Consider the following 24,533-nt stretch of genomic DNA (forward strand, 5'->3'; position numbering starts at 1 on the left):
AGGAAAATCCCCGTTGTAATCCGCTTCAACTTTCATCGTACTGTTTAATATTCATCACAAAACCAACGCATTGTTTCTCTGAATGTCAGATATTCTTCGTCCGCTATCAAGTTTGGCTGTTAACTTATAAATAACAATAAAGTAACAACCAGGGCGGCAGGACGCCGAATTTCATCATTGCTATGGCTCGGAGAAATATCATGACAGAAACAACCTCGGCTCTTGGGGATGAGCACGGCGTCGAACAGGGGGCGCTGGATAACAAGAAACGCATTTTCGCTATCGTCGGGGCTTCATCAGGCAATCTGGTGGAGTGGTTTGATTTTTACGTTTACTCCTTCTGTTCCATTTATTTTGCCGCCTCGTTCTTTCCAGCGGGCAACAGCACCACGCAGCTGCTGCAAACCGCCGGTGTTTTCGCCGCCGGCTTCTTTATGCGACCTATCGGCGGTTGGCTGTTCGGCTATATTGCCGACAAGCATGGCCGAAAAAACTCCATGCTGCTTTCAGTCTGCATGATGTGCGCCGGATCGCTGGTGATCGCCTGCCTGCCGACGTATGAATCGATCGGCAGCTGGGCGCCGGCGCTGCTGCTGATCGCCCGCCTGTTCCAGGGGTTGTCGGTAGGGGGGGAATACGGCACCAGCGCCACCTACATGAGCGAGGTGGCAATCAAGGGGCGGCGTGGCTTCTACGCATCGTTCCAGTACGTGACGCTGATTGGCGGGCAACTGTTGGCGCTGCTGGTCTTGGTGATCTTGCAGCAGATATTGCCCGCCGAAGAGCTGAAAGCCTGGGGATGGCGTATACCGTTTGCCTTGGGGGCCGTGTTGGCGGTGGTGGCGCTGTACCTGCGCCGCTCGCTGAATGAAACCTCCGATGCGAAGACGCGTAACCACAAAGATGCCGGTTCGCTGACGGGGCTGTGGAAAAATCGCAAGGCGTTCCTGATGGTGCTGGGCTTTACCGCCGCCGGTTCACTGACCTTCTACACCTTCACCACCTACATGCAGAAGTACCTGGTGAACACTGCCGGTATGGACGCCAAGCTGGCCAGCGCCATCATGACCGTTGCGCTATTCGTCTTTATGCTGCTGCAGCCGGCGGTAGGCGCGTTTTCGGACAAAATCGGCCGTCGCAGCTCGATGCTGATCTTCTCAGCCTTCGCCACGGTGTTGACGGTGCCGATCCTGTTTGCCTTGAAAGAGGTGACCAACCCCTTTATGGCGTTCGGTCTGATCGTGTTGGCGTTGTTCGTTGTCAGCTTTTACACCGCGATCAGCGGGCTGCTTAAAGCCGAGATGTTCCCGCCGGAGGTACGCGCGTTAGGGGTAGGCTTGTCTTATGCGGTGGCGAATGCTCTGTTCGGCGGTTCGGCGGAATATGTCGCGTTGTCGCTTAAATCATTCGGCGTGGAGAATGCCTTCTTCTGGTACGTTTCCGGCATGTGCCTGCTGGCGTTGCTGGTTTCGCTTCGGTTGCATCGCAAAGGCAAGGAGATACAGCTGTAATAAAAACCCCGGCCTTGGCCGGGGTCAGAGTACCGCTTACAGGATACGGCTAATCAGCCGATCGATGCGGATACGCCGCAGACGGCGAATCAGCTTGCGCACCTTGATCGGATACTGCTGAATACTTTGCAGCTCCTGATAGTGGCCGACCACGGTGGTGTGAGTGCGGATGCACTCTAGCTCTTTTTGCCGCTGTTCGCGCATCTCTTGTTTGGGATCGTGGATCAGAATGGCGTTTTCCAGATCCAGCCGCCAGGCGCGCGGGTTGAGATTATTGCCGGTAATCAGCTGCCACTCTTCGTCTACCCACATGCCTTTCAGGTGATAGCTGTTATCGCCATCCTTCCACAGACGCACGATCAGCTGCCCGGTATCGATATAACGCTGCAAGCGGCTCAGGAAGCGGCGCAGGTTGATCTCGTACAGGTAGGGCAGCGCGCCGATGATTTTGAACGGCTGGTCTTCCGGAATATAGAAATCGTTGGCGGTCTTGTCGCCGACAATGATCTCCACCTGTTTGCCCTGGCGCAGCAGATAAATGATGTTGCGCACCAGCAGCGCCGGCAGGTTGAAGTAGGGGGTACAGAGCGTCAGTTTCTGGTCGGCGCACGACATCAGGTGATGAATGGTTTTATTCAGCACGCTTTGCTTGCCAAGCCCAACCAGCGGCGTCACCGCCAGCTCATCGTTGCCGGCCTTGCCACGGAAGTGGTAACCGGCGCGGCGCAGGGCGAAACGGAACAGACGGGTCTCGTTTTTGATCTCCGGGCTTTTCGGCCGATCGCTGCGATCGAGGCGCTGTACGGCGCCGGCGGTGAGCAGATGCTGCTTGATGTAATCGATCAAGGTATCGGCCAGCACGCCGTTGGTGATCAGCTGATAGCGATCGTAACGGTATTTCTCATGCTGATGCAGATAAACGTCGTTGATGCTGGCGCCGCTGTAGATCGCGGTATCGTCGACCACAAAGCCTTTCAGGTGCAGTACGCCTAACGCTTCGCGGGTATTGACCGGCACGCCGTAGATCGGCACCGACTGTTCCGGATGTTGGCTGGCCATGGCGCAGTACCAGTCGGCGTTGGTATTGGCGGCGGCGGCGCCGATGCGCCCACGCTGTGCGCGGTGCCAGTCGACCAGTACGCAGATTTCCAGCTCGGGCCGCCGCTGTTTGGCTTGATACAGCGCGTTGAGGATCTCGCGCCCGGCGTCGTCATGCTCCAGATACAGGGCCACCAGATAGATGCGTTGGGTGGCGTTGGCGATGGCGCTCAGCAGCGTGGTGCGAAAATCGGACGGCGCGTACAACGTACGAACATCAGCAACCGTCTGGGGGAGTTTGGGCAGTTGTGCAAGGTGTTGTTGATGTTTGCTACGTTTAAATTTTGACAACATCACAGTGCGTTTCTTCTCTCATGATTGATGGCCAGAACGCCACAGGCATAAAAACAATAAACCGAATAATCGGGCGATAATACCATTAGTTGCCCCGATTGTGCGTATGTTTTGGCGTTAAGTGGTGGATTCGTAGCGCATTGCGACGCAGGTCACTGCGCGTCGGCGGCCTGCAGCGGCAGCGTCAGATTGACGATGCCGTCCTCAAGCTGCACCTCGATGCCAAAGCCCAGCCGCTGCGCCAGTGCGATCATGCCGCGGTTATTCGGCATGGTGATGCCGCTCAGACGGGTCAGGCCATGAGCGCGCGCATAGGCGATCATTTTCTCCAGCAACTGACGGCCCAGGCCCAGGCCTTTGAGGTCGGAACGCACCAGCACGGCGAATTCGGCGTCGGTGTTGTCCGGATCGGACAGCGCGCGCGTCACGCCGATGATCTCGTCTGCGCGCACCGCCACAAAGGCCATTTCTCGATCGTAGTCGATCTGCGTCATGTTGGCCAAATCGTCATGGGTAAACTCGTTGATCTCGCTGAAGTAGCGATAATAGAGGTCTTCCTTGGTCACCCGGTCGATGAAATGTTTCAGCGTCGGCTCGTCTTCCGGCAGGATCGGGCGGAACAGGCATTGGCTGCCGTCTTTCAACACGATGGTCTCTTCCAGCTCATGCGGATAAGGGCGGATCGCCAGCCGCGCCTGCGGATCGCCGCTGAACGGCGCGAGCTGCATCGAAACGTCCAGCAGAGTGAATTCGCTGCCGGAGGCCAACACCGGGTGAATATCCAGCCGGGCGATCTCCGGGCAGTCGAGGATCAGGTTGGAGACCTGCACCAGCAAGCGGCTTAGTCCAGGGATATCTAAAGGCCGCAGCGCGCTGCGCCCGCGGATCTTGCCGCCTTTCACCGCCTGCAGCACCAGATAACGCGCCAGCGCCATGTTCAGCGGCGGCAGCGCGACCGCCACCTGATTTTCCTGGCGCCACTCCACGCCGCCTTCACCCAGCATGATCAGCGGGCCGAAAATCGCATCCTGCTCCACCGCGATGCGCAGCTCCTGGGCGCCGGCGCGGTTGGCCATGCTCTGCACCAGCAAGCCGTGGATGCGCGCCTGAGGATAGGTGCGCTTCACGCGGTCGAGGATCGCCTCCGCCGCGCGCTGCACTTCGGTCGCGGTGCGCAGGTAGAGCATGACGCCCTGAACTTCTGACTTGTGCGGGATATCTGGCGAACGAAGCTTCAGCGCTACCGGGTAGCCGATCTGTTCGGCGATATGTACCGCTTCGGCGCTGTCTTCGGCGATCCAGGTCGGCAGGGTGCTCAGGTCATAAGCCTGCAGAATGGATTGCACCTCGTGGGTATCCAACTGGGTAGCGCCTTCGGCCAGCGCCTGATGGATCAGGCGGTGAGCGTCGGCGGTATTGGCGGTCAGGCCGACCGGCAGCGCCGGGGTCTCTTTCAGCTGCTTCTGGTTGCGGCGGTATTCCACCATATGCATAAAAGCGGTCACAGCGCCTTCCGGCGTGCGGTAGGTGGGTATGGCGGCCTCGGTAAACAGCCGGCGCGCCTCTTGAGAAGAGTATTCGCCGCACCAGTTGGTCAGCAAGGTGATGCGTTTGCCGCGCGCATGCCGGTGCAGCGCGTCGATCAGCCGCTGCGCCGTGGCGGTGCCCGGCGCCGCCGCGCTCGGCGCATGGATCAGCAGCAGCGCGTCATAGTCGTGGCTGTCGAGCAGCGCTTCGAGAGCCGCCAGGTAGCGCTGCGGCGTGGCGTCGTCGCGCAGATCGAGCGGGTTGCCGGCGCGAATGAAATCCGGCAGCGCATCGCTCAGCTTCGCCAGGCTCTCATCGTTCAGCGTCGCCAGCTTGCCGTTGCGCCCGAGCAGCTCGTCCAGCGCCATTGCCGCCGGCGCCGCCCCGTTGCTGACGATCATCAGCCGCTCGCCGCGCAGCGGATGCATATGGCTGAGGGTTTCCACCGCGGAGAACAGCTCATGGGTATCCTGCACGCGCAGCAGGCCGGCTCGCTGGATGGCGGCGTCGTAGGCGGCGTCCAGCCCCTGCTGGCTGTTGAGCAGTAATTGCGCCTGTTGGCTGCGGCCGCTTTTGATCACCAGAATGGGCTTGTTGCGTGAGGCGCTGCGCGAGGCGGAGAGAAAGCGCCGTGCGTCGCTGATGTTTTCCAGATACAGCAGGATGGCGCTGGTTTTGCTGTCGCGCGCCAAAAAGTCGAGCAGGTCGTCGACGTCGATATCCAGGCTGTCGCCCAGCGCGATGAAGTAAGAGAAGCCGACTTCGCGCTGCTGCGCCCAGTCGAGAATGGTGTTGGCGACGGCGGCGGACTGCGAGATAAACGCCAGCTTGCCTTTTTGGATCGGCACCGGCGAGAAGCTGGCGTTGATGCCTTGCCACGGCGCCAGTAATCCCAGACTGTTGGGGCCCAATAGCCGCATGGCGTAGCGCTGCGCGCAGGCTTTCAGTTCGGCGAACTGTTCTGGCGGTGAAGAGAGCACGATGGCGGTTTTGCAGCCGCGCTGCCCCAGCGCGTCGAGCAGCGCCAGATTACGCTTGGCGTGAGTGCAGATGATCGCCAGATCCGGCGTCAACGGCAGGCTGGCGACGTCGGGGTAGGCCATGACGCCGCATACCGCCTTGTAGCGCGGCGTCACCGGCAAGATGGGGCCGCCGAAACCGCCGGCCAGCAGGTTGCTCATCATCAGGTTGCCGGCGCGGCCCGGCTGCTGCGAAGCGCCCAGAACGGCGATCGATTTGGGACGTAGTAGCGCTTCTAACCCTCGCTGGCTCATGCACGGCTCCTTTTGGCAACGTTACGCCTGATTTTAGGCGCTTTATGGCTGCATTGCTGTGACCGATGCCTCCGGCCGGGTCGGTTTTCCCGCCAGATACTGTTGACGGAAATAGCGAAAATGCTGATTCAACCCTTCGGCGGCCGGCAGATCGCCCGCCTGTTGCAGCAGGGCGGCGGCCACTTCCGCCGTGCAGTGTTGCTCGGCGCGGCTGGCTTCGCGCAGTTGGTAGTCCGATGCGGCGTCGACGTTGAGGGAAAACACCGGGAATTGATTGAGATACGGGCTTTTACGGAACATTTTGCGCGCCTCCGCCCAGGTGCCGTCCAGCATGATGAACAGCGGCGGTTTGCCGCCGACGGGCAGCGCGCTGAACACCGGCCGTTCGGCGTCGGCGTAGGACGCGGGGAACACCACATAAGGCTGCCGGGTGGGATCGTTGATGGCCGCCAGCAGGGCGGGATCGACCTCGGTACGCGACCAGAGGAACGCCTGGGTGTCCGGCAGGATATCGGCGATCAGGCGGCCGGTGTTGCTGGGCTTGAGCGGCTCGGCGCCGAACATGATCAGGCAGAAACGGCTGCCGGCCTGCTGTGGGCGAATGGTGTCGCACAGGCAGTTCTTATGCGGCAGCAGGCAACCCTGACAACGCGCCACACGGCAACCGCGCGCCAAAAAAGGGCGGGTGGCGCGGTCTAAACGGAATTGGCGCAGGCGAAGTACGGCGTTGTCGGTCATAACGATCCTGGGGAAAAACCGCTATTGTAACGCAGAAAAAAGCCCGCCGGGAGGGGCGGGCTCGATCGGGGCGCGTTCGCGCGCAATGGCGGGATACGGCCTATACTTGCCGAATCACACTAACTCGTTGAGCCAGTTATCAAACGGCGCTTTCGGCATCGCGCCGTTGAGCATGTCGACCATTTTGCCCTGACGGAACACCATGATGGTCGGGATGCTGCGGATGCGGAAACGGGCGCTCAGCTCCGGCTCGGCTTCGGTGTTCACTTTCACGAAGCGCACTTTGCCGGCGCGCTCTTCGGCCACGTCTTCAAAGATCGGCGCAAAGCTGCGGCACGGGCCGCACCACGGCGCCCAGAAATCGACCACGACCGGCAGATCGTCCTGCAGCAACTGGTCCAGCGTGGCGGCGGTGGCGTTGATCACTTCACCGTCGAAGAGCTCATGGCCGCAGCGGCCGCATTTCGCGTTGTCCGCCAGACGTTCTTCCGGCACGCGGTTGGTGGCATTGCAAGCTGCACAAACTGTATTCATGTTGACCTCGGGTACAGAGAAAGCATGGTCCCCGCAACGCGGTTGCGGAGATGTTTCTTTAATGCTGACAATTATCGGCAAAACCCGGCGCGTGAACAATGAGGTTTGTTCAATGGATGTGATAGTTGGGAGCTTTTAGCGCAAGTTGGTGGCTTCGTGCACCAACATCAGGTAATCTTCGCGCCCTGCGCGTTGGTGGAGAAGACAATGAACGATTCATTTAGTGGCAAGAACGGTAAAGTCAAAGTGATGTACGTCCGCAGTGACGACGACAACGGCGACGACCGTAACAAGAATAAACGTCCGGCCGGCAAAGGCCGTCCGGCTGACGGTGCGCGATCGGGCCGCACCGGTCAAGACAAGGCGCGCGGCGGCAACGATCGTCGCGGCGCCGACTCCCGCCGCAGTGAAAGCGATCGTCCTCGCCGTCCGGCGCGCTCTGAAGATCGCGGTGGCAATGAGTCGCCGTGGAGAACCGTCTCACGCGCGCCGAATGAAGAGCCGGCGTTCGATCATGGCGGCATCAGCGGCAAAAGCTTCATCGATCCTGAGCAACTGCGCCGCCAGCGCGCGGAAGAAACCCGCGTTTACGGTGAAAACGCCTGTCAGGCGCTGTTCGCCAGCCGTCCGGAAGCGATTGTGCGCGCCTGGTTCGTGCAGTCGGTCACCCCGCGCTTCCGCGAAGCGCTGCGCTGGATGGCGGCTAACCGCAAAGCTTACCACGTGGTGGATGAAGAAGAACTGGCCAAGGCTTCCGGCACCGAGCACCACGGCGGCGTCTGCTTCCTGATCAAAAAACGTCAGGGCCTGGATGCGCAGACCTACCTGAAAACCGCACCGGCGACCGACTGCGTGCTGGCGCTGGAAGAAGTGGGCAACCCGCACAACCTGGGCGCCATCGTCCGTTCGTGCGCCCACTTCGGCGTCAACGGCGTGCTGCTGCAGGATCCGGCGCTGCTGGAGTCCGGCGCGGCGGTGCGCACCGCAGAAGGCGGGGCGGAGCATATCAAGGCGATCAACGCTGACGATTTCCTGTCGGTGCTGGATACCTTCCGCAAGGCGGGTTACACCATCGTCACGACCTCGAGCCACAAAGGCACCGCGCTGGCGCAGGCCAAACTGCCGGCCAAGATGGTGCTGGTGTTGGGCCAGGAACGCGACGGTCTGAGCGACAGCGCCTGGCAGCAGGGTGACATGAACGTGTCTATCGGCGGCACCGGCAAGGTGGAAAGCCTGAACGTTTCCGTGGCGACCGGCATTCTGCTGGCGGACTGGTGGCGTCAGAATCAGGCGTAATCTTTTCTACGTCGGATAAAAAAACGGGCGCCCCAGGGCGCCCGTTTCGTTTATTGCAGCTTAGTGCGCGCCGCCGCCCCCACCGCCGCCGGAGCTGAACGGCGGTTTCGCCACCCACACCAGCACCAGCAGCACCAGGAACACCCCGGCCGATAGCCAGAAGATTTCGTTGGCGGAGATGATCAGGCCCTGCGCGGTGATCTCGTTGGCGATGTACGCCGACGCCTGCTGCTTGCTCATGCCGAGCTGCTCCAACTGGTGGTACATCTCCTGCGACTGCGGGTTGTACGGGTTGACGAACTCCGTCAGCTGCGAATGGTGCTGCGATTCGCGCTGCGTCCACAGGGTGGTAGTGATCGAGGTACCGATCGAACCCGCCAGCGTTCGCGTGAAGTTCGACAGGCTCGATGCCGCCGCCATACGCTCCGGCGGCAGGCCGGACAGCGTGATGGTGGTCAACGGCATGAAGAAGCAGGCGATGGCGAAGCCCTGGACGAACTGCGGCCAGGCGGAAGCGCCGAAGTCCATGCCCGGTTCAAACGTATAGGCGCGCCAGTAGAAGCACACGGCATACATGATGAAGCTGAAGGTCACCAGCCGGCGCATGTCGAGCCGGTTGCCGAACTTGCCGATGATCGGCGACAGCAGCACCGGGATCAACCCGACCGGCGCCGACGCCAACCCCGCCCAGGTGGCGGTATAGCCGTACACCTCTTGCAACAGCTGCGGCAACAGCACGATGGCGCCGAAGTACAGCATGTACGCCAGGCTGATGCACAGGCAGCCGATGGTGAAGTTGCGCGATTTGAACAGCGACAGATCCACCACCGGATGGTCGTCCGTCAGCTCCCAAACCACCAGGAACAACAGCGCCACCACCGCCACGACGGTCAGGGTGATGATCTCGGTCGAGTTGAACCAGTCCAGCTCCTTGCCCTGATCGAGCATCACCTGCAGCGAACCGATGCCGACGATCAGCAGCACCAGTCCAACCGTGTCGATCGGTTTGATCTCGGTTTTGGTTTCTCGCCCCTTCAGCGTCGCCATCGCCGCCATGATAACGAAGGCGCCGATCGGGATGTTGATGAAGAAGATCCAACCCCAATGGTAGTTGTCGCTGATGTAACCGCCGAGGATCGGCCCGAAGATCGGCGCGACGATAACGGTCATCGACCAGAGCGCCAGGGCCATCGCCCGCTTGGCGGGCGGGTAGTTATTCAGCAACAGGCTCTGCGACAGCGGGATCAGCGGCCCGGCCACCACGCCTTGGATCACGCGGAAGAAGATCAGCATGCCGAGGCTGTTGGAGATGCCGCACAGCCAGGAAGCGAGGACGAACAGCGCGGTGGACCAGAGGAACAGCCGCACTTCGCCGATGCGCTTCGCCAGCCAGCCGGTGATCGGGATCGAGATGGCGTTCGCCACGCCGAACGAGGTGATCACCCAGGTCCCCTGCGAGTTGGAAGACCCGAGGTTACCGGCAATGGTGGGGATCGCCACGTTGGCGATGGTGGAGTCCAGCACCTGCATGAAGGTCGCCATGGCGAGCGCGACCGTCATCCAGGCGAGCTGGGCGCCTTCAAGCGGTTTCTGTGGCAAGATGGCCTCCCGCGCGCTTAGCCGGCGTTCGCATGGATCACGTCGGCGATCAGCTGGTTAACCGGCGCCAGATTCAACGCCAGCGCGTCGCTCTGGTACAGCGGTTTGTCGCGCACCACGTCAGACAACACGCGGCCGTCCAGATTGGCGGTGTCGACGGTCACCAGCGTCGAAAGACCGATGCGCAGCGGATGATCGGCCACCTGCTTGGCGTCGAGCTCAATACGCACCGGCAGACGTTGTACCACCTTGATCCAGTTGCCGGTCGCGTTCTGAGCCGGCAGCAGCGAGAAGGCGCTGCCGGTGCCCATGTCGATACCGACCACTTTGCCTTGATACACCACGTCATCGCCGTAGACGTCGCTGACCACCGTCGCCGGCTGGCCGATGCGCATGTTGGCGATCTGGGTTTCCTTGAAGTTGGCGTCAACCCAGATGTGATCGGCCGGCACCACCGCCATCAGCGGCGAACCGGCGGCGATCTGCGCGCCGACCTGCACGCTGCGGCGCGAGACATAACCGGTAATCGGGCTGATCACCTTGGTACGCTGCAGCGCCAGCCAGGCGTCGCGCATCTGCGCGGCGGCCTGTTGGATCGCCGGCTGCTGTTCCAGCGGGGTATTCAGCACCATCGCCTGATTGGCGTTGTATTGCTGCACCGCCACTTCCAGGGCGGCCTTGGCGCTGTCGACCGCATCGCGCGCGTGTTGCAGTTCTTCGCGGCCGATGGCGTCGACGCTGCCCAGCACCACGCGGCGTTTCAGATCGTTCTCGGCCTTGCTCAGATCGGTCTTGCGCAGGGCGATGTTGGCCTGATATTGCTTGCTGTTGATGATCAGCTGGTGGGTCTGACGCACGCTGTTGGCCAGGCCGGTCTTGGCGCGTTCAAACGCCTGCTCGGCATCGGTCGGATCGAGCGTCAGCAGCACGTCGCCCTGCTTGACGTAGTCGGTGTTGTCGAAATTGACGCTGTTCACGCTGCCGGACACCTGGGCCATGATCTGCACCTGGTTGCCGGAGACGTAGGCGTCGTCGGTTTCCTGATGATGACGCAGCACCAGGAACCAATACACTAAGTAAGCCACCCCTATAACAATGAAAATAACCGTCAGCAACAGCAGCCAAAATTTGCGCTGCTTCTTTTTGCCGCTCGGCTGCTGCGGGTTTTGAGTTTCCGCGCTTGCGCTCATGGTGTTCTCCAAGCCTTATATTATTATGCTTTCGAATCCGCTGCGGCCGGGGCCTGGTAGCCACCGCCCAGCGCGCGGATCAGTCCTATCTTCGCCTGCAGTAAATTGCTGCTGGCATTCAACTCCGCCTGTTGCTGCTGTAATAGCTGCGTTTGGCTGGTCAACAGATCGTCGCGCCCGATAATCCCTGCCTGGTAACGGGCGTTGGCGACCTGGTACACCTGTTGCATCGACTGGGCCGCGGACGCCGCCTGCAGCTGCTGTTGCGCAGAACTCTGCTGGATGGTGATGGCGTCAGCGGTTTCCTGTACCGCATTCAGGATGGTTTGGTTGTAGGATTCCACCGCTTCGTCATACAGCGCGGATTCCTCGCCCAGCTTGCTGCGCAGCGCCCCGGCATGGAAGATCGGCAGCGAGATCGCCGGCATCACGTTCCAGGCCTGGCTGGCCGCTTCAAACAGATTCGGGCTGGTGCCACTGGTATTGGTGGTCATCAGGCCGGCGAAGGCTGAAATGGTCAGGCTGGGATAAAACTCTTTACGCGCGGCGCTGACGCGCTGGCTGTAAGATTCCACCAGCTGGCGTTGCGCGGCGATGTCCGGGCGTTTACCCAGCAGATCCGCCGTCAGCTCGCCCTGCGGCGCCATCAGGTTGTCTGCGGGCAACGGCACCTGACGCAGGTGCTGCATGGCGTTCGGCCCCTGGCCCGCCAACGCGGCAAGCTGGTGTCTGAGCTGTTCGATTTGCGACTGCAGCTGCAGGATCTGCTGCTTGGCGACGTCGGACTGCGCCTGGGTCTGTTGCGGCACATCGACGCCGGTCAGCCCGGCCTGATAGCGCTGTTGGCGCAGCCCGGTCAGGCGCTCATTGTTGTTTACTTCCTGCTGCAGCAGCTTCTCGAGCGCCAGATTGCTCTGCAGCTGGTAGTAGGCGGACGCCACCGAGCTGGTCAGCGTCAGCGCCGCCTGTTCCTGCTCGGCGCGCGCGGCGTTGACCTGCGCCTTGGCGGCGTTCACCTGGTTGCGGTATTTGCCCCACCAGTCGAACTCGTACGCCAGGTTCAACCCCAGCGAGTTGGAGCTTTCGTAGATCGGCTTATGCGGATACCCCAGCCCCATATTGACGTTTTGCGGCACGCGCTGGCGCTGGGTGCTGGCGTTCAGATCCAGGTTCGGCCCGTTGGCGGCGCTGGCTTCACCCACCACGCTCTGCGCTTCGCGCACGCGGGCGGCGGCTTGACGCAGGGTCGGCGAGCTTTGCAGCGTCTGCGTCATCAGGGTATCCAACTGCGGATCCTTGAGGGCGCGCCACCACTGCGGGCTGACGGCCAGCGAACTGACTTTCGGCTGAGCCAACTGCAGGCTCTGCGGATCCATCAGCGTGGATTGCGGGGCAATATTATCGGTCGAAGCACACCCGGCCAGCAGTAACACGGCGAACAGCGGGGTGAATCTCCAGTGAAATGGGGATCGCATAAGTAGGTACCTGAACAGAAATTGTGAATTAGGGTAACTGTTCTGTGATTTCCATTTGATCCAGACGTGCCAGCAATTTGCGCGTCAGCTGTTCCAGCTGTTTTTGCTCATCGTCGGTCAATGTGGACCACAGGAAATGCAGACATTGATGCTGCGGCGGCAGCAGTTGACTGAGAAATTCTTCCCCCTGCGGCGTCAGGTGCAGATGCAGGCAGCGGCGATCGTTGTCGCTTTCCCGGCGCTCGATCCAGCCGCGTTTCTCCAGCTCGTCGGCGATGCGGGTCGCATTGGTGCGCGAGGAGCCTAAGGCAGAGCTTAGCTCAGAAGGTTGGATGCTGTGGCTTTCCTGCGCATCCAGGGTAATCAGCGCCATAAACAGTGTTTCGTTAATCCCCTGCGCTTTGAGCATCTTATTGCGGTTTTCCAGCAGCTTGCCTTGCATGTGCATGCACAGGCGGGTCAGCAGGATTTCCTGATAAGGGAAATCTTTCTGCCGCGTGGCGCGGAAATTCAGCATTTGTTCTATGGGGGCAAACGAGCTTTCCATAATTTAGGGCCTCATTAATTTCGTTCGAGATAGTAACGACGGTGACAAATAATGTAAATGTTCAGCCGTGCGGATAATTTAGCAATTCGTGTCATTTGTCAGTGTTTGTAAAGATGTGGCGCCTGAAAACGCCAGTGTGAAGCCAAACGATCGGGAGCGGCGTCAGCCCGCGCCGAAAATCATTAACAGCTTTAATGTGACGCCAAAGGCCGTTGCGCCGAGCAGCGTCGACAGAATGATGCTTTTGCTGCGGAAGAAGCACAGCGCCAGCGCGGCGAACCCCACCAACGTCGGCAGCAGTTTGTCCGGCTCGCGCATCACCACCGGCGTGCTGGAGACCACCAGCAGGGCGCAGATCGAGGCGATGCCGATGCTGTCGAGCAGCAGGGCGGCTTTACCGCGTTTGAGGCCGGGCTGGGCGCGCGCCGGCGCCAGCCGCAGCGGCAGATAACGGAACAGGTAATTGGCGCAGCCCACCACCAGGCCGATCACCAGCACATCAGTGTTCATGGCTGGCCTCCGCAGGGGCAGGTTGGAACAGAGCGGCGACGCAACCGGCGCCGATGCCGGCCAAAATGGCGACCGGGATGGAGAACAGCACCACGCCGAGCAGCGCGCCGGCCAATGAGGCTGCGATGGTCAGGCTCTGCGGACGCCGGAAGGCGGCCAACAGGAAGCTGAGAAACAGCGCCGGCAGCATGAAGGCCAGCGAGGCCTCGATCACCGGGAACTGCTCCAGCGGGCCGTTGCCGAACAGCGCGCCGAGCGCGGTGCCGGCCACCCAGGAGAGCCAGGAACAGAGCGCGATGCCCAGCATCCAGTTTTCGCTCCAGCTGCGGTTATTGCGCATCAGTCTGGCGGTGGCGGCGGCGAAGACCTCATCGGTCAGACCAAAGGCCCACATCGCCGTTTTACCGGGCGACATGCGCGAGACGATACGATGACGCAGCGCCGGGCCGTACAGCAGGTGGCGCACGTCCATCGCCATCACCGTCAATGCGGAGACCCACAGCGACATCCCGGCGCTCAGCAGGGCGGTGATCACGAACTGGCTGGCGCCGGCGTAGATGATGCAGGAGAAGAAAATGCTTTCCAGCGGGGAAAAACCCAGTTTGACGGCGCTGAGGCCGAAGGCGAACGCCACCGGGACATACCCGATGACGATCGGCAAACTGTCGACGACGCCGTTGGCGAAAGTGGCGCTGACGGCGGGCGGATTGAGGCTGTCTGCAGCTTGGCTTTGCATGGTTGTGGATCGCAGGGTAGATAGGACTTCAATAGTTTATGCCCAGAACATTACCAGAGAGTAAGTAATGTTTATACCCTGCACCGCTAATAAATTTCTTTAGTGACTATTTGCACGATAATCAGATTGTCGCGGGCCCCTGCGGATCGTGGTGCTTGCCGAGCCACCAGGTCAGCAGGTTGAGCAGGCATAACACCCCGCCGGCGGCGGCCACGCCGTACCAACCGGCATGTTGATAGGCCGAGGCGGAGAGCAGTGAACCGAGAGCGCCGCCGATAAAGTAGCTGGTCATGTAGCCGGCGGTCAGGCGGTTGCGCGCGTCCGGCATGATGCGGTACATCACGCTCTGGTTGGTGACGTGCACCGCCTGCACCGCCAGATCGAGGATCAGAATGCCGGCGATCAGCGCCCACAGCGATTGTTTGGCGAACGCGATAGGGATCCAGGACAGCAGCAGCAACACCAGGCCGACGGTGGTGGTCAGCCCGGCCTTGCCTTTGTCCGCCAGATGCCCGGCGCGCGAAGCGGCCAGCGCCCCGGCGGCGCCCACCAGGCCGAACAGCCCGATCACTCCCTCGGAATAGTTGAACGGCGGCGCGGCGAGCAGAAAGGCCATTGAGGTCCAGAGCACGCTGAAGTTGGCGAACGACAGGGCGCCGAGGATGGCGCGGGTGCGCAGCAGCGGCGTGCGGCAGAACAGGCTGAAGATCGAGGCCAGCAGCTGCGGGTAGTTCAGCCCGGAGTGTTGCTTATAGCGCGGCAGCGCGCGCCACAGGATCAGCGCCATCAGGATCATCAGCACGCTGGCGACCCAGTAGATGGTGCGCCAGCCGCCGAACGACGCCAGTGCGCCCGCGACGGTTCGCGCCAGCAGGATGCCGAGCAGCAGGCCGCTCATGATGATGCCGACGGTCTTGCCGCGCTTTTCCGGGTGGGCCAGCGTGGCGGCCAGGGGCACCAGGATCTGCGCCACTACCGAGAACAGCCCGGTGAGCGCGGTGCCGAGGATCATCATCGGCAGCGTGGCGGAGGTGGCGGTGATCAGCATGCCGCCGGCGGCCAGCAGCGTCATGAAGACGATCAGGCCGCGGCGTTCGAACATGTCGCCGAGAGGCACCAGCAGCAGCAGGCCGGTGGCGTAACCGAGTTGCGCGGCGGTGACGATAAAGCCGGCCTGGTTGACCGACAGGTTGAAACTGGTGGCGATGGTTTCCAGCAGCGGTTGCGCGTAGTAGTTGCTGGCGACCGCCAGGCCGGTGGCGATGGCAATCAGCACGGTCAGCGCCGGGCTGAGGCCCGGATGGGCGTTTTGTGGGTTCATGATTTTTTCATCACGGGAAGAAGATAGCGCGCAGTATCCGGCAACGCGTCTGCGGAAACCAATGTATAATTTTCATTTGATTTATCTCATTTCAAGATAGATGCCATGAACCTGAAACAGATCCGCTACGCGCTGGCGGTGGCGGAAGAACAGAGTTTCACCCGGGCGGCGCAGCGCTGCCATACGGTGCAGTCGGCGCTCAGCCACCAGATCGCCAAACTGGAAGAAGAGCTGGGCTGTACGCTGTTTGAACGCACCTCGCGCCGGGTGCGGTTGACCCCCGCCGGCCAGGCTTTCATTCCGTCGGCGCAGCGACTGTTGGCGGCGCAGCAGGCGCTGGTGGAAGAGGTGACCGCCGCCGGCGATGCGGTGTCCGGCACCCTGACCATCGGCACGATTTCAACCATAAACGCGATTGATCTGACCGAAAAGCTCGACAAGTTTCATCGCCACTATCCGGCGGTGAACATCCGCCTGTACGTTGGCATGAGCGAAGCCCTGCTGGAGGATGTGCGTCAGCAGAAGTGCGATATGGCGTTCGTCGGCATTTGGCCCGGCGATGTCGATTTACTGCCGATGTCGCACCGGCAGTTGACCGATGAGCCACTGGTGGCGCTGGTGGCGCCGCAGCACCCACTGGCCAACCGCGAGCGGGTAAACCTGCAAGCGCTGGCGGAAGTCCCGCTGGTGGATTTCTACAGCGGCACCGGCGCGCGGCGCCAAACCGATCGCGCCTTCCTGGCGGCGGGCATCCGCCGACACGTCAGTTTTGAGATAGATCATATCGAATGGCTGGAGAATTTGGTGCGGCGTGGATTGGCGGCGGGCATCGTACCTGTCTCGACCGCGCAACGCTTAAGCGCGCTGGTGTCGATTCCGATTGAAGACGGGCCGCGGCGCCAGGTGTATTGCATCTGGCCGCAGCCCTTGTCGAACGCCGCCGCACGTTTTTTACAGTTCAGCGGCATCGATATGGCGGGGTAGGGGCGCGGCAAAGGCGGCGCCCCTGAACGGTTACGACTTCGCCGCTGCGGCGGCGGTTTTCACCCAGCCGTCGAAGGTCGCCTGGTGCGCCTTGATCCAGCCGTTAACGTGGTTCTGGATATCGGCTTCCGAAGCCTGGCCTTCATGCATGCGCAGGTTTTGCGCGTTGATGTCGGCGATCGGCAGCTTCATGATGGCGAACAGCTTGGCGGCCGCCGGATTGGCTTCGGCCCACTGTTTGTTGGCGGCGATGCGCATGGTGTTGACCGGGAAGCCGTAGTTGGCGCCGTTAGGCAGCTTGGTGTCGACGTTCTTCTGCTCGCCCGGCAGCGAGGAGAACGGCACCTGCAGCCAGACCACGTCGCGGCCCGGCACCATCACATCGCTGACCCAGTACGGCGTCCAGGTGTAATACAGCACCGGTTTGCCCTCTTTGTAGCGGGTAATGGTGTCGGCGATCATCGCCGCGTAGTTGCCCTGGTTGTGTTCGACGGTGTTGCTCAGGCCGTAGGCCTTGATGTGGTGGTTGATCACCGCTTCGCAGCCCCAGCCCGGGGTGCAGCCGGTCAGATCGGCCTTGCCGTCGCCGTTGGTGTCGAACAGTTTGGCGATCTTGGGATCCTTGAGCTGCTCGACGTTGGTGATGTGGTATTGCTCGGCGGTTTTCTTGTCGATCAGGTAGCCCTGCGCGGCGCCGTTGACGTAGACGCCTTCGCGGTAGAACTTGGCGTCGCCGCCGGCGGCCTTGTACTGATCGGCGTGCAGCGGATCCCAGTTGACCGCGATAAAGGTCGCATCGCCGGAGGCGATCGAGGTGTAGGCGACGTTGTAATCCACTTCACGCGGTTCTTTCACGTCATAACCCAATTTTTCCAGCGCTTTGCTGACCAGCAGCGTCTGGAACGTCTCTTCGGATATGGTGCTTTGCACCGGCTGTACCGCGATCCCCTTGCCGGGTAAATCTGCCGCGCTCACGCTCTGTGAGCCAATCAGCGTCGTCAGGGCGAGAGCCCAGATGCCCGTGGTGCGCATAGTGTTTCCCCTCTTTCGATGTGGTGGTGTCATAGCCCGCCGGGGCCGTAGCCGCCGGCGGGAAAAGCGTCAGGCTTGCTTGATGAACGGGCGAGTCAGCAGCCCGATGGGGCCGCGGCGATACCAGCGGCCGATGCCTTTACTGCGGCGATCGCGCCCCAGCGATTGGGTGAGGCGATCGAGAATGATCGCCAGGATCACGATGCCGACCCCGCCGACGGCGGCCAGGCCCATGTCCAGCCGACCGATGCCGCGCAGCACCATCTGGCCCAAACCGCCGACGGCGATCATCGAGGCGATGACCACCATCGACAGCGCCAGCATCAGCGTCTGATTCACGCCGGCCATGATGGTCGGCATCGCCAGCGGCAACTGCACCTTGAACAGCAGTTGGCGCGGGCTGGCGCCGAAGGATTCGGCGGCCTCGATCAGATCCTCCGGCACCTGTTTGATGCCCAGAATGGTCAGACGCACGATCGGCGGCAGCGCGAAGATGATGGTGACCACCACGCCCGGCACGTTGCCGATGCCGAACAGCATGACGATCGGCACCAGGTAGACGAAGGCCGGGGTGGTTTGCATCGCGTCGAGCAGCGGTCTAATCACCTTGGCGGCGTGCTTGCTGCGCGCCAGCCAGATGCCGAGCGGCAGGCCGATAAGGATGCAGAAGAACAGCGCGGTCAGCACCAGCGCCAGCGTGACCATCGCCTGTGACCAGGCGCCAATGGCGCCGATGGCGATCAGGGAGAGCAGCGTCGCGGCGCCCATGCCGAGGCCCGAGACCTGCCAGGCGAGCAGCGAGAACACCAGAATGGCGATCGGCGCCGGCATGCCCAGCAGCAATTGCTGGAAGCCGCTCAGGATCATGTCCACCGGCACGCGGATGCCCTGGAACAGCGGGCGGAAGTGCAGCACCAGCCAGTCGATGCCTTGCGTGACCCAGGTGTCGAACGGCACCCAGGCTTTGTGGAACGGATCGAGCAGGCTGAAGTGCTCTGGCTGCGCCGGGGCGCCGCTGAGCCAATCGGCGCTTTGCCCGGCGGCGTCATGAGCGGCCGGCGGCGGCGTGCTGGACCAGGCGTCGCCGGCGTTGGCGGCGGCATCGCTGGCAGGTGCGGAGCCGGTATCGGCCGCTGCGGTAGCCCAGGGATCTTGGGTTTGCGTGGTATCACTCATTGGTTGAGCCCTCCTTGTCCAACGCCTGCAGCAGCATGGCCTTGGAGATGATGCCGAGATAGTTATGTTCCTCGCTCACCACCGGTACCGCGCACGGCGCCTGGGCGACCAGGGAAATCAGATCGCTGAGCGGTGTGTCGGCCGGCACGGCGGCGGGGGCCTCGAGCAGGGCATCGTCCAGCGTTTGATTGGCGGACAGCGCTTTTTTCAGCGACTCTATCGACACCACGCCGATAAATTTCTTCCCGCGTTCAACAACATAACCATAATCACGGTCCTCATCGCGCAGCAGCTGCAGCGCCGAGCGAGGGCCAAAACCGGGGGTTTTGCGGATCAGCGTCACCGGGCGCCGTTGGGCGATATCCTTGGCGCTGAACACATGACTGATGTCCACGCCGCGGAAGAAGGTGCGCACATAGTCGTTGGCCGGGTTGTTCAGGATCTCGTCCGGCGTGCCGACCTGGATCACCTCACCGCCCTGCATGATGGCGATGCGATCGCCGATGCGCATCGCCTCGTCCAGATCGTGTGAGATAAACACGATGGTGCGTTGATGCTGGGCCTGTAATTTCACCAGCTCATCCTGCATTTCGGTGCGAATTAACGGATCGAGCGCCGAGAAGGCTTCGTCCATCAATAATATATCCGGGTTATTGGCCATGGCGCGGGCTAATCCTACGCGCTGGCGCATACCGCCGGATAATTCATCCGGATAAGACAGCGCATAATTCTCCAGCCCGACCTGACGCAGGGCATCCAGCGCTTTTTCCTGGCGTTCCTGCAGCGGCATGCCGGCTAATTCCATACCAAAGGCAGTATTATTCAGGACATTCATGTGCGGCATCAGCGCGAATGACTGGAATACCATGCTGATCTTATTTCGCCGCACGGTGCGCAGCGCGGTGTCGGATATTTTGGCGATGTCCTCACCGTCGATCAACACCTGACCGCGGGTGGGTTCTATCAGACGATTGAGAAGGCGTACCAGGGTGGACTTGCCGGAACCGGAGAGCCCCATGATGACAAATATCTCGCCTTCTTCAATGGCCAGAGTGGCGTCTTTTACGCCGAGCGATAAGCCGGTTTTTTCAAACAGCCGATCTTTTGTCAGACCTTTATCCAGCAGTTTGAATGCGCGTTCCGGGTGTTCGCCAAATATCTTATACAGGTTCTTTACTTCGAGTTTAATTGCCATGCAATTTGCTGTTTCCTCTGGTTTAATTAACGCGTTATGGGCTGTCCTTAGCAAAATAAAAGAGCTTTTTACCCTAACACAGTGAATATCTGAGACAACCCTCAATGTCATTTAAATGGGATATTAGTGGTTTACATCAAGGTTTTAATTAGTTATGGTAATTTGGCCCGTGACTCAAAATTGACGGCCATTATTCGGCATAATGGTTTGGTTTTTGGGAAAATAATACGGTGTGGCGCAGAGAGATATTTTGGCGCCGCGCCTGCCGTTCGGATAATAAAAAACCCGACCAGAGGCCGGGCAAAAGTCATCAGTATTTCATCAGTTTTAACGACAGGTGCCGATATCGAGGGGGATATCGTCGAGCGTCATGTTATCGCCTTAGTGTGACAGCCAGATGGCAGCCTCAGGCCTTGCGGTACAGCCGCCGCGGATGGCCGATATTGCCGTACAGCATCTCCACCCGCACGAACTGGGTGGCGACGCAATATTCCAGATAACGGCGGGCGGTGGTCTTGCTGATGCCGACTTGCTCAACCACGTCTTCCACCGCATGCGCCACCGCCGGCTGGGCGATAAACAGCGCCTGCACCAGCTCGAGGGTATTGGTTTCGATGCCTTTGGCGCTCGGCTCGCTGGAGAACTGCTTCGACTGCAGGTTGTACAGCGCATCGACGTTGTCCTGATCGATGATCTTGAAGGTGCGCTGGGTCTGCACGAACTGCATGAAGCGTTCGAGCGAATTGCGCAGTCGCTTATAGGACACCGGCTTGATGATGTAATCGAAAGCGCCGTTGCGGATCGCCTGGCTGCAGGTATGCATGTCGCTGGCGGCGGTGATGAAGATCACCGAACAGGCGGGGTTCTTCACCGCCGGCTCTTCCATCAGCTCGATGCCCTGGCCGTCCGGCAGGAAGTTATCCAGCAGGATCAGCCGCGGCTGATGCGCGTTGGCTTTGGCCCGCGCTTCGGCCAGCGTGGCGGCGTAAGCCACCACCCGCAGGTTGAAATTTTTCTCGATGAACTCCGCGTGCAGCGTCGCCAGTTGCGGCTCGTCTTCCACGATCAGAACGTCCAGTGTTAGGTGTGACATAATCGGGTGCTCAAAAAATCGGGTTATGGGTTTTATTTAGGGATAAATATAGAGAATATCGCGCCGTGCGGCTCATTGTCCGACACTTCTATGCTGCCGTGCGCCTGCGCCACATGGCTGGCGACCAGATGCAGGCCGATGCCGTGGTCGCTTTTATCCGCTTTGGTGGTGACGCCCTGTTCAAACAGCGTATCACGAATCTCCTCGGCGATGCCGGTGCCGCGATCCGCCACCTCGATCACCAGCTCGTCGCTGCCGTCGCTGATATAGAGTTCAATCGCGTCGTGCGGCGCCGGGCAGTGCAGCGTCGCTTCCACCGCATTATCCAGCAGATTGCCGACGATCGACATCAGTTCGGTCTCATTCAGCGCCGCCGGGATCTGCCGCAGTTGGCAAGCCGGATCGAAGCGCAGCTCGATGCCTTTTTCTCTGGCGCTGGAATATTTGCCCAGCAGCAGGCCGCACAGCGCCGCCGAACTGAAGCGCTGCGAGATGAAATCGAGGATCTCCTGCGCGCCCTCTGACTGGGCTTCCACATAGCGGATGGCCTCGTCGTAGCGCTGCATATGCAGCAGCCCGGCCAGCGTGGCGGTCCAGTTCAGCTGCTCGTGGCGCATGATGCGCAGATTGTCGGCATAGCGTTTCACCTGGCTGAGCTGGCTGCTCAGGGTATTGATATCGTTCTTGTCGCGGAAGCTGATCACCCAGCCTTGCAACTCCTGCTCCTGCATGATGCGCACCCGGCTGGCGATCACCCGAACATGGTTGAAGCGGCACACCTCGTCATGCGTATCCTGGCCCAGTTGCGCGGCGGCGAAGAAGTCCGGCTGCGCCTGGATCACGTCGCCGATCGGCCGGCCCAGCAAGCTGGCGGCGGGCTGGTGCAGATCCAATAGCTCGCGCGCCGCATGGTTGATGGTGATGATCCGCAATTGCGGATCGATGGCGATCACGCCCTCATAAATGGCTTCCAGCAGCGCTTTTTGCTGGCGCACCAGCAGCGCGATCTCTTTCGGTTCCAGCCAGAACATCTGGCGCTTGAGATTTTTCGACAGCAGCCAGGAAAAAACGAACAGGGCGATCAGCAGCAGAACGATGGAGCCGATAATTTGCGTCAACGTCCTGGCATTTAAATTATCGATGTGCGATTTCAAATAGCCGACGGAAACGATGCCGATCACGTGATTATTTTCATCCAGGATCGGCGCCTTGCTGCGCAATGAAACGCCAATGCCGCCCTTGCGAATGGAAATAATGCTTTTCCCTTCCAGCACCTCTTTATTATCGCCGCCGATCATCGGCGTGCCCAAGCGGCCTTCGTATTCGGAATGATAAAGATGGCGGGCGTGATTATCGCCGATGACGATATAACTGGCGTCGCTGCTGGCGCGGATTTTTTTCATCAGCGCGGCAATTCTGGCGGCGTCGTGTTTTTCCACCGCGTCCACCAGCGAAGGGATAAGGGCGATTTCCCGCGCCTGCACCTGGGCGCGGGCGCCGAGATCGCGGTGCAGTTGCGCATCCAACTGGTAATAGGTGTAGGCGCCGATACAGGTCAGCAGCAGGCAGGAGAAGGCCACCAGGCACAGAAACAGTTTGATTTGAAATGAGAGTTTGAGGCGCATGGCGGAGCTTCACCGTAAAGAGATCCTGAAGCCTTACCCTATCACGAGAAGCGGGGTCTGTAATATTGCGCCCGATCAACTTGTGATCCCTCACACGGGATTAGAGTGAACCGGACGAGAATTGTTCGCCTGCGATAAAATTGATAAGCTTTAAAATAAAAACGGTATTAACACCATTAAAACCACGTCGGTTTTTACATAATCTTAATTAACCCCATAGAAACCATAACCACCATTAAAAACCCTTTTTAACTTTGAACATAATCACAGCAGATAATCCGTGCGCTTCTCTATGATGGCTGAACAAACTAATAAGAGGCCAGATTATGAGCACAACAGATGATTCTTACCTCGTAGCCAAAGACAAGACCGCCGATATTCCTCTGCGTGAGAAATGGTGGCGGATACTGGACAATTATAAAGTAGGGATTATTCCGTTACCGTTCTTTATTCTGGCCGGCGTATTGATTCTGCTCGACTGCCTGGAAGGCAAATTGCCGAGCGATATCGTGGTGATGGTGGCCACCCTGGCGTTCTTCGGTTTCGCCTGCGGCGAATTCGGCAAACGGCTGCCGTTGATCGGCAAAATGGGCGCGGCGGCGATCTGCGCCACCTTCATTCCTTCCGCGCTGGTGCACTATGGCCTGTTGCCGGACGTGGTGGTGGAGTCGACCACCAAGTTCTACAAATCGACCAACATTCTTTATCTCTACATTTGCTGCATCATCGTCGGCAGCATTATGAGCATGAACCGCCAGGTGCTGATCCAGGGCTTCCTGCGCATCTTCATTCCGATGCTGTGCGGCGAGATCGTCGGCATGCTGGTGGGGATGGGCGTCGGCATGGCGCTGGGCCTGGAGCCGTTCCAGATCTTCTTCTTCCTGATCCTGCCGATCATGGCCGGCGGCGTGGGTGAAGGGGCGATCCCGCTGTCGATGGGCTACGCGGCGATCCTGCACATGGAGCAGGGCGTGGCGTTGGGGCGCATTCTGCCGATCGTGATGCTCGGCAGCCTGACCGCCATCGTCATCGCCGGCCTGCTCAACCAACTGGGCAAGCGTTATCCGCACCTGACCGGCGAAGGCAGCCTGATGCCGAGCAAGCAGGGCGACAGCGGCATGAACGCGGTGGAAAAAATCAGCGGCAAGGTGGACGTCAGCACCATCGCCTGCGGCGCGTTGCTGGCTATTCTGCTGTATATGGTGGGCATGCTGCTGCATCGCCTGATTGGCCTGCCGGCGCCGGTGGGCATGCTGTTCGCCGCCGTGGCGGTGAAGCTGGCGCACGGGGTATCGCCGCGCATTCAGGAAGGCTCGCAGGTGGTGTACAAATTCTTCCGCACCGCCGTGACTTATCCGATCCTGTTCGCGGTCGGGGTGGCCATCACGCCGTGGCAGGAACTGGTGGATGCGTTCACCGTCCAGAATCTGATCGTGATCGTTACGACCGTCAGCGCGCTGGTGGCGACCGGTTTCTTCGTCGGCAAGAAAATCGGCATGCACCCTATCGATGTGGCGATTGTCTCCTGCTGCCAGAGCGGGCAGGGCGGCACCGGCGACGTCGCGATCCTCACCGCCGGCAACCGCATGTCGTTGATGCCGTTCGCCCAGATCGCTACGCGTATCGGGGGCGCTATCAACGTCTCGCTGTCGCTGCTGGTGTTAGCCAAGTTCTTCGTATAACTCCTATAAATCCTTAGCGTTACTTTGCCTTTCCCCGCCCCCGCGGGGATTTTTTTTGCCCGCGCGCCGGCCAGACGCGCGGGCAAGGGGAACGCC

At 60.5% G+C, this 24,533-nt stretch carries 21 protein-coding genes; 5 read left to right on the forward strand and 16 right to left on the reverse strand.

Annotation, left to right across the window (positions count from 1 at the left end):
• Nucleotides 1–200: 200 nt before the first annotated feature.
• Nucleotides 201–1,511: an MFS family transporter gene (locus tag ACP39K_RS23165; protein WP_033632262.1), complete on the forward strand. Its 1,311-nt coding sequence runs from the start codon at nt 201–203 to the stop codon at nt 1,509–1,511.
• 36 nt (nt 1,512–1,547) lie between these two features.
• On the opposite strand, the gene pssA is transcribed toward ACP39K_RS23165, so the two are convergent.
• From pssA to trxC, 4 genes are all read right to left on the reverse strand, one after another.
• A complete protein-coding gene (gene pssA, locus ACP39K_RS23170; protein WP_028127521.1) occupies nt 1,548–2,903 on the reverse strand; it encodes a CDP-diacylglycerol--serine O-phosphatidyltransferase in 1,356 nt (451 codons plus the stop codon).
• A gap of 152 nt (nt 2,904–3,055) precedes the next feature.
• Nucleotides 3,056–5,704: a bifunctional acetate--CoA ligase family protein/GNAT family N-acetyltransferase gene (locus ACP39K_RS23175; RefSeq protein WP_089184963.1), complete on the reverse strand. Its 2,649-nt coding sequence runs from the start codon at nt 5,702–5,704 to the stop codon at nt 3,056–3,058.
• 42 nt (nt 5,705–5,746) lie between these two features.
• A complete protein-coding gene (locus ACP39K_RS23180) occupies nt 5,747–6,442 on the reverse strand; it encodes a tRNA-uridine aminocarboxypropyltransferase (RefSeq protein WP_004928866.1) in 696 nt (231 codons plus the stop codon).
• A gap of 114 nt (nt 6,443–6,556) precedes the next feature.
• The gene (gene trxC, locus ACP39K_RS23185; RefSeq protein ID WP_004928868.1) at nt 6,557–6,976 is read right to left on the reverse strand and encodes a thioredoxin TrxC; all 420 of its coding nucleotides are present in this window, start codon (nt 6,974–6,976) and stop codon (nt 6,557–6,559) included.
• 207 nt (nt 6,977–7,183) lie between these two features.
• On the opposite strand from trxC, the gene ACP39K_RS23190 reads away from it, so the two are divergent.
• Nucleotides 7,184–8,272 carry a tRNA/rRNA methyltransferase gene (locus tag ACP39K_RS23190; RefSeq protein WP_004928870.1) on the forward strand — a complete coding sequence of 363 codons (1,089 nt, stop codon included), beginning with the start codon at nt 7,184–7,186 and terminating at the stop codon, nt 8,270–8,272.
• A 60-nt stretch (nt 8,273–8,332) separates the two neighbouring features.
• On the opposite strand, the gene emrB is transcribed toward ACP39K_RS23190, so the two are convergent.
• The 7 genes from emrB to ACP39K_RS23225 form a co-directional block, all read right to left on the reverse strand.
• A complete protein-coding gene (gene emrB / locus ACP39K_RS23195; RefSeq protein WP_016929856.1) occupies nt 8,333–9,871 on the reverse strand; it encodes a multidrug efflux MFS transporter permease subunit EmrB in 1,539 nt (512 codons plus the stop codon).
• A gap of 17 nt (nt 9,872–9,888) precedes the next feature.
• Nucleotides 9,889–11,061: a multidrug efflux MFS transporter periplasmic adaptor subunit EmrA gene (gene emrA, locus ACP39K_RS23200; RefSeq protein ID WP_016929855.1), complete on the reverse strand. Its 1,173-nt coding sequence runs from the start codon at nt 11,059–11,061 to the stop codon at nt 9,889–9,891.
• 23 nt (nt 11,062–11,084) lie between these two features.
• On the reverse strand, nt 11,085–12,536 hold the full coding sequence (locus ACP39K_RS23205; RefSeq protein WP_497008906.1) for an efflux transporter outer membrane subunit: 1,452 nt from the start codon (nt 12,534–12,536) through the stop codon (nt 11,085–11,087).
• 28 nt (nt 12,537–12,564) lie between these two features.
• Nucleotides 12,565–13,083: a transcriptional repressor MprA gene (gene mprA / locus ACP39K_RS23210; RefSeq protein WP_004928879.1), complete on the reverse strand. Its 519-nt coding sequence runs from the start codon at nt 13,081–13,083 to the stop codon at nt 12,565–12,567.
• Nucleotides 13,084–13,245: 162 nt separating this feature from the next.
• Entirely contained in the window at nt 13,246–13,593 is a 348-nt protein-coding gene (gene ygaH, locus ACP39K_RS23215; protein WP_048796612.1) for an L-valine transporter subunit YgaH, read from the reverse strand.
• Nucleotides 13,583–14,329: an AzlC family ABC transporter permease gene (locus ACP39K_RS23220; protein ID WP_016929851.1), complete on the reverse strand. Its 747-nt coding sequence runs from the start codon at nt 14,327–14,329 to the stop codon at nt 13,583–13,585. Before ACP39K_RS23220 ends, ygaH begins: the two co-directional genes overlap by 11 nt.
• 121 nt (nt 14,330–14,450) lie before the next feature.
• Nucleotides 14,451–15,650, reverse strand: a complete 1,200-nt coding sequence (locus ACP39K_RS23225; RefSeq protein ID WP_033639538.1) for an MFS transporter — start codon at nt 15,648–15,650, stop codon at nt 14,451–14,453.
• 105 nt (nt 15,651–15,755) lie between these two features.
• Between ACP39K_RS23225 and ACP39K_RS23230 the strand changes: the two genes are divergently transcribed.
• Complete coding sequence (locus tag ACP39K_RS23230; RefSeq protein ID WP_004928891.1) at nt 15,756–16,634, forward strand: LysR family transcriptional regulator; 879 nt, start codon at nt 15,756–15,758, stop codon at nt 16,632–16,634.
• 30 nt (nt 16,635–16,664) lie between these two features.
• Here ACP39K_RS23230 and proX read toward each other — a convergent pair whose 3' ends face one another.
• The 3 genes from proX to proV form a co-directional block, all read right to left on the reverse strand.
• The gene (proX, locus tag ACP39K_RS23235; protein ID WP_016929848.1) at nt 16,665–17,666 is read right to left on the reverse strand and encodes a glycine betaine/L-proline ABC transporter substrate-binding protein ProX; all 1,002 of its coding nucleotides are present in this window, start codon (nt 17,664–17,666) and stop codon (nt 16,665–16,667) included.
• Between the two features lie 69 nt (nt 17,667–17,735).
• A complete protein-coding gene (gene proW, locus ACP39K_RS23240) occupies nt 17,736–18,842 on the reverse strand; it encodes a glycine betaine/L-proline ABC transporter permease ProW (protein ID WP_115116541.1) in 1,107 nt (368 codons plus the stop codon).
• Nucleotides 18,835–20,037, reverse strand: a complete 1,203-nt coding sequence (proV, locus tag ACP39K_RS23245; protein ID WP_033639540.1) for a glycine betaine/L-proline ABC transporter ATP-binding protein ProV — start codon at nt 20,035–20,037, stop codon at nt 18,835–18,837. Before proV ends, proW begins: the two co-directional genes overlap by 8 nt.
• A gap of 126 nt (nt 20,038–20,163) precedes the next feature.
• Between proV and ACP39K_RS23250 the strand changes: the two genes are divergently transcribed.
• Nucleotides 20,164–20,427, forward strand: a complete 264-nt coding sequence (locus ACP39K_RS23250; RefSeq protein ID WP_126186591.1) for a hypothetical protein — start codon at nt 20,164–20,166, stop codon at nt 20,425–20,427.
• 16 nt (nt 20,428–20,443) lie between these two features.
• Here the strand turns inward: ACP39K_RS23250 and ACP39K_RS23255 are convergent, their stop codons facing one another.
• Together ACP39K_RS23255 and ACP39K_RS23260 are read right to left on the reverse strand one after the other, a co-directional pair.
• Nucleotides 20,444–21,130 (reverse strand): response regulator, encoded by a 687-nt coding sequence (locus tag ACP39K_RS23255; protein ID WP_033639541.1) that lies wholly within the window; start codon nt 21,128–21,130, stop codon nt 20,444–20,446.
• Nucleotides 21,131–21,162: 32 nt separating this feature from the next.
• Complete coding sequence (locus ACP39K_RS23260) at nt 21,163–22,755, reverse strand: ATP-binding protein (protein WP_033639542.1); 1,593 nt, start codon at nt 22,753–22,755, stop codon at nt 21,163–21,165.
• A gap of 326 nt (nt 22,756–23,081) precedes the next feature.
• Here ACP39K_RS23260 and ACP39K_RS23265 point away from each other — a divergent pair, with 326 nt between their 5' ends.
• Nucleotides 23,082–24,437 (forward strand): 2-hydroxycarboxylate transporter family protein, encoded by a 1,356-nt coding sequence (locus ACP39K_RS23265; protein WP_016929843.1) that lies wholly within the window; start codon nt 23,082–23,084, stop codon nt 24,435–24,437.
• The last annotated feature ends 96 nt before the right edge of the window (nt 24,438–24,533 follow it).

The organism is Serratia sp. EC4 (assembly GCF_059652115.1).

What these genes read in the sequence shown, in the direction of transcription:
- ACP39K_RS23165 (WP_033632262.1), top strand. Translation starts at nt 201, where the DNA reads ATGACAGAAACAACCTCGGCTCTTGGGGATGAGCACGGCGTCGAACAG.
- pssA (WP_028127521.1), bottom strand. Translation starts at nt 2,903, where the DNA reads ATGTTGTCAAAATTTAAACGTAGCAAACATCAACAACACCTTGCACAA.
- ACP39K_RS23175 (WP_089184963.1), bottom strand. Translation starts at nt 5,704, where the DNA reads ATGAGCCAGCGAGGGTTAGAAGCGCTACTACGTCCCAAATCGATCGCC.
- ACP39K_RS23180 (WP_004928866.1), bottom strand. Translation starts at nt 6,442, where the DNA reads ATGACCGACAACGCCGTACTTCGCCTGCGCCAATTCCGTTTAGACCGC.
- trxC (WP_004928868.1), bottom strand. Translation starts at nt 6,976, where the DNA reads ATGAATACAGTTTGTGCAGCTTGCAATGCCACCAACCGCGTGCCGGAA.
- ACP39K_RS23190 (WP_004928870.1), top strand. Translation starts at nt 7,184, where the DNA reads ATGAACGATTCATTTAGTGGCAAGAACGGTAAAGTCAAAGTGATGTAC.
- emrA (WP_016929855.1), bottom strand. Translation starts at nt 11,061, where the DNA reads ATGAGCGCAAGCGCGGAAACTCAAAACCCGCAGCAGCCGAGCGGCAAA.
- ACP39K_RS23205 (WP_497008906.1), bottom strand. Translation starts at nt 12,536, where the DNA reads ATGCGATCCCCATTTCACTGGAGATTCACCCCGCTGTTCGCCGTGTTA.
- mprA (WP_004928879.1), bottom strand. Translation starts at nt 13,083, where the DNA reads ATGGAAAGCTCGTTTGCCCCCATAGAACAAATGCTGAATTTCCGCGCC.
- ygaH (WP_048796612.1), bottom strand. Translation starts at nt 13,593, where the DNA reads ATGAACACTGATGTGCTGGTGATCGGCCTGGTGGTGGGCTGCGCCAAT.
- ACP39K_RS23220 (WP_016929851.1), bottom strand. Translation starts at nt 14,329, where the DNA reads ATGCAAAGCCAAGCTGCAGACAGCCTCAATCCGCCCGCCGTCAGCGCC.
- ACP39K_RS23225 (WP_033639538.1), bottom strand. Translation starts at nt 15,650, where the DNA reads ATGAACCCACAAAACGCCCATCCGGGCCTCAGCCCGGCGCTGACCGTG.
- ACP39K_RS23230 (WP_004928891.1), top strand. Translation starts at nt 15,756, where the DNA reads ATGAACCTGAAACAGATCCGCTACGCGCTGGCGGTGGCGGAAGAACAG.
- proX (WP_016929848.1), bottom strand. Translation starts at nt 17,666, where the DNA reads ATGCGCACCACGGGCATCTGGGCTCTCGCCCTGACGACGCTGATTGGC.
- proW (WP_115116541.1), bottom strand. Translation starts at nt 18,842, where the DNA reads ATGAGTGATACCACGCAAACCCAAGATCCCTGGGCTACCGCAGCGGCC.
- proV (WP_033639540.1), bottom strand. Translation starts at nt 20,037, where the DNA reads ATGGCAATTAAACTCGAAGTAAAGAACCTGTATAAGATATTTGGCGAA.
- ACP39K_RS23255 (WP_033639541.1), bottom strand. Translation starts at nt 21,130, where the DNA reads ATGTCACACCTAACACTGGACGTTCTGATCGTGGAAGACGAGCCGCAA.
- ACP39K_RS23260 (WP_033639542.1), bottom strand. Translation starts at nt 22,755, where the DNA reads ATGCGCCTCAAACTCTCATTTCAAATCAAACTGTTTCTGTGCCTGGTG.
- ACP39K_RS23265 (WP_016929843.1), top strand. Translation starts at nt 23,082, where the DNA reads ATGAGCACAACAGATGATTCTTACCTCGTAGCCAAAGACAAGACCGCC.